We start from the raw sequence: 5,484 nt of genomic DNA on the forward strand, positions 1-5,484 counted from the left end.
CAGCGACGGCCGCCGCACGTGGCGCCACCGCCCCTCGGGCTGGTCGCGCGCGGCGACATCGATCCCGCGCAAGGAGGCAAGCACGAGCCCGACGGCGAGTTCGGCGGTCGCGGCGGCGTGCACTCCGGCCGCGCTGGCGATGGCGACGTCCGGTCCGACGACGGCGGCTATCCCGTCAACCCCGGTGGTTTGGGCCTGCACCAGCTTCAGGTTCGCCAGCTTCGGCAGGCCGGCGACCGCCGCGGACATGTCCGGGTACGGCAGCACCACGGCCTCGATCTGTTCGGGCCGGGCGCCCTCGGGGTCGCCGTCGAAATCCCAAAAGACGGTGCGGATCCCCGCGGGCAGGGGTTCCAGGGCGGCCATCAGCTCCCGGTCGGGGCAGGCGACGGTGGTGACGGCAGGCGGGGCGGCATTCATGTGACTCCTGTGGCAGCGACCGGGCAGCCCGGCGGCGCGCACGGGGCTTCGCGTGGAAGCCTACCCTTCACCCGCGCGGGCAGTCTAAGCGCGCGCGGCACCGGGCTGGCCGGCCGGCCGGTACCGCGGGGGGCCGGCCGCGGCCGGCGGTCAGCCCTTGAAGACCGGCCGGCGTTTCTCCTGGAAAGCCTTGAAGCCTTCGGCGTAGTCGTCGCTCTTGCACAGCCGGCCCTGCGCGGCGTTTTCCTCTTCGGTGGACAGCCACAGGCCCAGCCGCTGGTCGCGGATGTTCGCCACCAGCTCCTTGGACGCGCGGAACGCGCCGGTGGCGCCCTGGGCCACCTTGCCCACGATGCCGCGGGTGGTCTCCAGCAGCTCGTCCGCCGGCATGGCCCGGCTGAACAGCCCGGCCCTCACCGCCTCCTCGCCGCTCATCAGCTCGGCGGTGTAGATCAGGTCCAGGGTGCGGTGCGCGCCGAGCCGCTCGGTGAACAGCCAGTGCCCGCCCGAGTCCAGGGTGGCCCCCAGGTTGGCGAACGGCGAGCCGATCTTGGCGCTGTCGGCCACGTACACCACATCGGTGGCGATCAGCAGGCCGAGCCCGACGCCGAGCGCCGCCCCTTGCGCGGCGGCGAAGGTGGGCGCGGGGAACTCCGCCATCTTCCGCAGCACCGGGGTGACGACGCCGGACAGGTAACCGTAGGCGTCGTCGGTGGCCGGGTCCACCGCGGAGATGTCGCGGCCGGCGCAGAACCCGCGGCCCTCGCCCCGGAGCAGCAGCGCACGGACGCCGGCGGCGGCGGCGTCGTCGTAGGCCTTGCCCAGGTCATTGACCGCCTGCTCATCCAGCGCATTCATCTTGCCCGGCGCGTTGAGCACCACTTCGGCGATGTTGTCCTCGATGGACAGCTCAATCATGCTCATACGTGAATCCTCCTGGGGGGCGCCTGGTTGTCGAAGAGAGACTGCACGAGGGACGGGTGTAACCCGCCCCTCGCCGCGTGGCTACGCGTCGTAGTCGACGCTGATTTCGTCGCTGGTCGGGTGGGTCTGGCAGGTCAGCACGTAGCCGCGCTCGATCTCGTCCGGTTCCAGCGCGTAGTTCTCCTCCATGGTGAACGTGCCGGAGACCACCTTGGCGCGGCAGGTGCCGCACACCCCGCCGGCGCAGGCGAAGGGAACGTCCGGGCGGACGCGCAGCGCGGCGTTGAGCACCGACTCGCGGGCATGCTTGGGCGAGGCGACCTTGCCGGAGAGCCCGTCCAGCCTGAAGTTGATCTCGTAGTTGTCCGCGCTGGGGTCGAGCTGCACCGGCCGGCCGATGTTTCCCTGCGGCTTGGTCGGCTCGCCCGTGCTGAACAGCTCGAAGCGGATCTTGTCGGCGGGCACGCCGCGCTCGGCGAGGGTGTCGCGGCACAGCTGGACCAGTTCGAAGGGGCCGCAGAGGAACCACTCGTCCACGTCGTCGGTGCGCAGCACGTTGTCGAACAGGCTGGTCAGTTTCTCGGCGTCGATCCGGCCGGAGAGCAGCGGCGAAATGCGCTGCTCGCGGGAGAGCACGTGGTGCAGCGCGAAGCGGGTGGGGTACTTGTCCTTCAGGTCGGCCAGTTCCTCCACGAACATCACGTCCATGGCGGCCTTGTTCGCGTAGATCAGGTCGAACCGGACGCTGTCGCTGGCGGCCAGCACGGTCCGCGCGATCGAGATCACCGGCGTGATACCGGACCCGGCGGCGAACGCCACGAAGGTGGCCCCGGCGTCGGCATTGATCTGTTCGGGGTGGTTGATCTCCGTCATCTGGTGCTTCGAGATGAAGGCGCCGGTGGGGCTCATGACGTCCAGGACGTCCCCGGCCTTGAGGTGGTCGTTGGCCCAGTTCGAGAACAGTCCGCCGATGTCGCGTTTGATCGCCACCCGGATTTCGCCCGGCGTCGGCTCGGCGCAGATGGAGTAGCTGCGCCGGATTTCCTGGCCTTCGAGCGTGGTGCGCAGGGCCACGTACTGGCCGGGCACGTAGTCGTACTGGCCGTGCAGTTCCTCCGGCACCTCGAACGTGACCTCGACGGCTTCGTCGGTGAGCTTGCGGACCTCGGCGACGGACAGCGGGTGGAAGGTGGCGCGGCGCTTGACGGCCGTGGCCTCCGGGGTGGAAGTAGTCATCTAGAGCACCTTGAAGTAGTCGAAGGGTTCATGGCAGTCGTTGCACTGGTACAGCGCCTTGCACGACGTGGAGCCGTAGCGGGACAGCTCGCGGGTGTTGAGGGAATCGCAGCGCGGGCACTTGACGCTCAGGCCCAGCCTGACCGGTCCGGTGCGGACCGGCGCCATGCCCGACGGCGGGGCGATGCCGTACTCGTTCAGCTTGGCCTTGCCCTCGGCGGTCATCCAGTCCGTGGTCCAGGCCGGGGCCAGCACCTGCTTCACCCGGACGTCGGCGTAACCCTCGGATGCCAGCGCGGCGACAATGTCGTCGCGGATGGCGTCCATGGCCGGGCAGCCGGAGTAGGTCGGGGTGATGGTCACCTCGACGGCCGGCCGCCCGCCGTCGTCCGTTTCATCCAGCACCGACACGGACCGCAGGATGCCCAGGTCCTCGATGCTCAGCACGGGGATCTCCGGGTCGCAGACGGTGGCCGCGACGTCCCAGACGCGCGCCGCTTCGGTTCCTGCCGGCCGTTGGGCCGTATTGGTGGACATGAATAGCTCCGTTACTCCGATGGCCGGCCTGGTTACCAGGTGGCGCCGGGGTGTTCGCGGGCGAGTACCTGCATCTCAGCCAGCAGGTAGCCCAGGTGTTCACTATGTTTGACGCGGGTCTTATCCGTCATGGCGGGCTGGACGTCCGGGACCTCCAGGGTCGCCTCTGCGAAGACTCCCGCGATGAAGGCCTCGAAGCCTTCGCGCAGTTCCGAGGGCCGCACCGCGATGCCGGGCAGCCGGTCGATCAGCTCATCGTCCAGGAACAGCTGCTCCACGTACGGCCAGATGGAGAGGAAGCCGGCGGTGATGCGCCGGTGCGACTCTTCCGTGCCGTCGCCCAGGCGCAGCGTCCACTGCGCGGCGTGGTCGCGGTGGTAGTCCACTTCCTTCAGCGCCTTGGCCGCGATGGCCGCCAGGGTCTCGTCCTGGGAGTCGACCAGCCGCGAGTACAGCTCGTGCTGGTAGGTGGCGATGACCAGCTGGCGGGCGATGGTCCTGCCGAAGTCGCCGTTGGGCTGTTCGACGAGGTAGCTGGAGCGGAATTCGTTCTCCCCGCGCCAGTAGGCCAGGTCGTCTTCGGACTTGTCCCAGGCGGAGCCGGCGTAGGTCAGGAACGACCGGGCGTGGCCGATCTGGTCCAGCGCGATGTTGGCGAGCGCGACGTCCTCTTCCAGCTCGGGTGCGCGGGAGATCCACCAGCCCAGCCGCTGGGCCAGGATCAGGGCGTCGTCGCCGAGGCGCAACGCGTACTCGCCGACGTCGTGGCTGGCCTTGGTGCCTTCGGTCACCTGCGCGGCGATGTCCTCCGGGCGCAGGGCGTTGCCCGGCGTGATCCGGGTGGCGCTTTCGCCGCTCACAGGTGCTTCACCCCTTCGCTCTTGGTGTAGTACGTGGCATGGCGGTAATCCTTGCCCTTGGGCGATTCGAAGAATTCGCCCTTCGCGTCAGGATCGCTGGCCACGATGGCCGACGCCGGCACCACCCAGAGCGAGATGCCTTCGTTGCGCCTGGTGTAAAGATCCCGCGCGTTGCGCACGGCCATCTCGGCGTCCGGGGCGTGCAGCGAACCGGCGTGCACGTGGGACAGCCCGCGCGAGGAGCGGACGAATACTTCCCACAGCGGCCAGGGCTGCTTGTCGGACGACGCGGCTTCCGCCGTCGCCGTGTCCACGGGTCGGGCCATTGCGGTCTGGTCTCCAGTTGCCATTCAGGCCACCTGTGCTTTCTGTGCCTTCTTGTCCGCGTAGGCGGCTGCTGCTTCGCGCACCCAGGCGCCGTTCTCGTGTGCCTCGCGGCGGCGCTCCATCCGCTGCGCGTTGCAGGGGCCGCGGCCGGCGAGGACTTCGTAGAATTCGTCCCAGTTGAGTTCGCCGTGCTCCCACATGCCGGTTTCCTCGTTGTAGCGGATCTTGTCATCGGGCAGGGTCAGGCCCAGGACCTTGACCTGTTCCTGGATCATTCCCACGAACCGCGAGCGCAGCTCGTCGTTGGTAAACCTCTTGATGTTCCAGGCCATCGACTGCTGCGAGTTCGGGGAGTCGGTGTCCGTGGGGCCGAACATCATCAGCGCCGGGGCGTAGAAGCGGTTGACCGCGTCCTGGGCCATCTGCTTCTGCTCCGGGGTGCCGTTGGCCAGTTCCAGCAGGATCTCGAAGCCCTGCCGCTGGTGGAAGGACTCTTCCTTGCAGATCCGCACCATCGCCCGGCCGTAGGGGCCGTAGGAGGCCCGGCACAGCGGCACCTGGTTGGCTATTGCGGCGCCGTCGACGAGCCAGCCGATGGCGCCCATGTCCGCCCAGCTGTTGGCCGGGTAGTTGAAGATCGAGGAGTACTTGGCCTTGCCCTCGAGAAGTTGCTGGTTGAGGACGTGCCGGGGCGTGCCCAGGGTCTCGGTGGCGGAGTAGAGGTACAAGCCGTGGCCGGCCTCGTCCTGCACCTTGGCCATCAGGATGGCCTTGCGCTTCAGGCTGGGCGCGCGGGTAATCCAGTTCGCCTCCGGCTGCATGCCGATGATCTCGGAGTGCGCGTGCTGGGACATCTGCCGGACCAGCGTCTTGCGGTACTTCTCCGGCATCCAGTCGGCCGGCTCGATCCGGGAATCCTCGGCAATGATCTTGTCAAAGTAGGCCTTCCCGGCCTCGTCCTCGGGGGACGGCACGGCGTGCAACTGGGAGTCGCCGGCCTGTGTCTGCGTTGCCACGATGGTCACCTCACTGTACGAAATCCGGCCGCGAAATAATTACCGACCGTTCGTTCAGGATATAGCGCATTTTCCGTAACCGTCAAGGCCAAGGGCGGCCGTCGGGGATCAACCGGGATGAACTTCCGGCGCCCGCGGGCGGGCGGGCGGAGCGGGCCGCCGCC

General features: G+C 68.5%; 7 protein-coding genes. All 7 read right to left on the bottom strand.

Annotation, left to right across the window (positions count from 1 at the left end):
- On the bottom strand, positions 1-420 hold a 420-nt coding region (locus AC5RV2_RS14130; protein WP_494092851.1), incomplete at its 3' end, for a Rossmann-fold NAD(P)-binding domain-containing protein.
- Between the two features lie 150 nt (positions 421-570).
- Positions 571-1,338: an enoyl-CoA hydratase/isomerase family protein gene (locus AC5RV2_RS14135; protein ID WP_494092854.1), complete on the bottom strand. Its 768-nt coding sequence runs from the start codon at positions 1,336-1,338 to the stop codon at positions 571-573.
- A gap of 87 nt (positions 1,339-1,425) precedes the next feature.
- Positions 1,426-2,580, bottom strand: a complete 1,155-nt coding sequence (paaE, locus tag AC5RV2_RS14140) for a 1,2-phenylacetyl-CoA epoxidase subunit PaaE (RefSeq protein WP_494092852.1) — start codon at positions 2,578-2,580, stop codon at positions 1,426-1,428.
- Positions 2,581-3,117 (bottom strand): 1,2-phenylacetyl-CoA epoxidase subunit PaaD, encoded by a 537-nt coding sequence (gene paaD / locus AC5RV2_RS14145; RefSeq protein WP_494000608.1) that lies wholly within the window; start codon positions 3,115-3,117, stop codon positions 2,581-2,583.
- A 32-nt stretch (positions 3,118-3,149) separates the two neighbouring features.
- A complete protein-coding gene (gene paaC, locus AC5RV2_RS14150) occupies positions 3,150-3,977 on the bottom strand; it encodes a 1,2-phenylacetyl-CoA epoxidase subunit PaaC (protein ID WP_494092853.1) in 828 nt (275 codons plus the stop codon).
- On the bottom strand, positions 3,974-4,303 hold the full coding sequence (gene paaB / locus AC5RV2_RS14155; protein ID WP_494092855.1) for a 1,2-phenylacetyl-CoA epoxidase subunit PaaB: 330 nt from the start codon (positions 4,301-4,303) through the stop codon (positions 3,974-3,976). Before paaB ends, paaC begins: the two co-directional genes overlap by 4 nt.
- 24 nt (positions 4,304-4,327) lie before the next feature.
- The gene (gene paaA / locus AC5RV2_RS14160) at positions 4,328-5,320 is read right to left on the bottom strand and encodes a 1,2-phenylacetyl-CoA epoxidase subunit PaaA (protein WP_494064845.1); all 993 of its coding nucleotides are present in this window, start codon (positions 5,318-5,320) and stop codon (positions 4,328-4,330) included.
- Positions 5,321-5,484: the final 164 nt, after the last annotated feature.

This window comes from Arthrobacter sp. Y3225116, assembly GCF_059091245.1.

Excerpts from the sequence above, each read along its gene's own strand:
- AC5RV2_RS14135 (WP_494092854.1), bottom strand. The coding sequence starts at position 1,338 with ATGATTGAGCTGTCCATCGAGGACAACATCGCCGAAGTGGTGCTCAAC.
- paaE (WP_494092852.1), bottom strand. The coding sequence starts at position 2,580 with ATGACTACTTCCACCCCGGAGGCCACGGCCGTCAAGCGCCGCGCCACC.
- paaD (WP_494000608.1), bottom strand. The coding sequence starts at position 3,117 with ATGTCCACCAATACGGCCCAACGGCCGGCAGGAACCGAAGCGGCGCGC.
- paaB (WP_494092855.1), bottom strand. The coding sequence starts at position 4,303 with ATGGCCCGACCCGTGGACACGGCGACGGCGGAAGCCGCGTCGTCCGAC.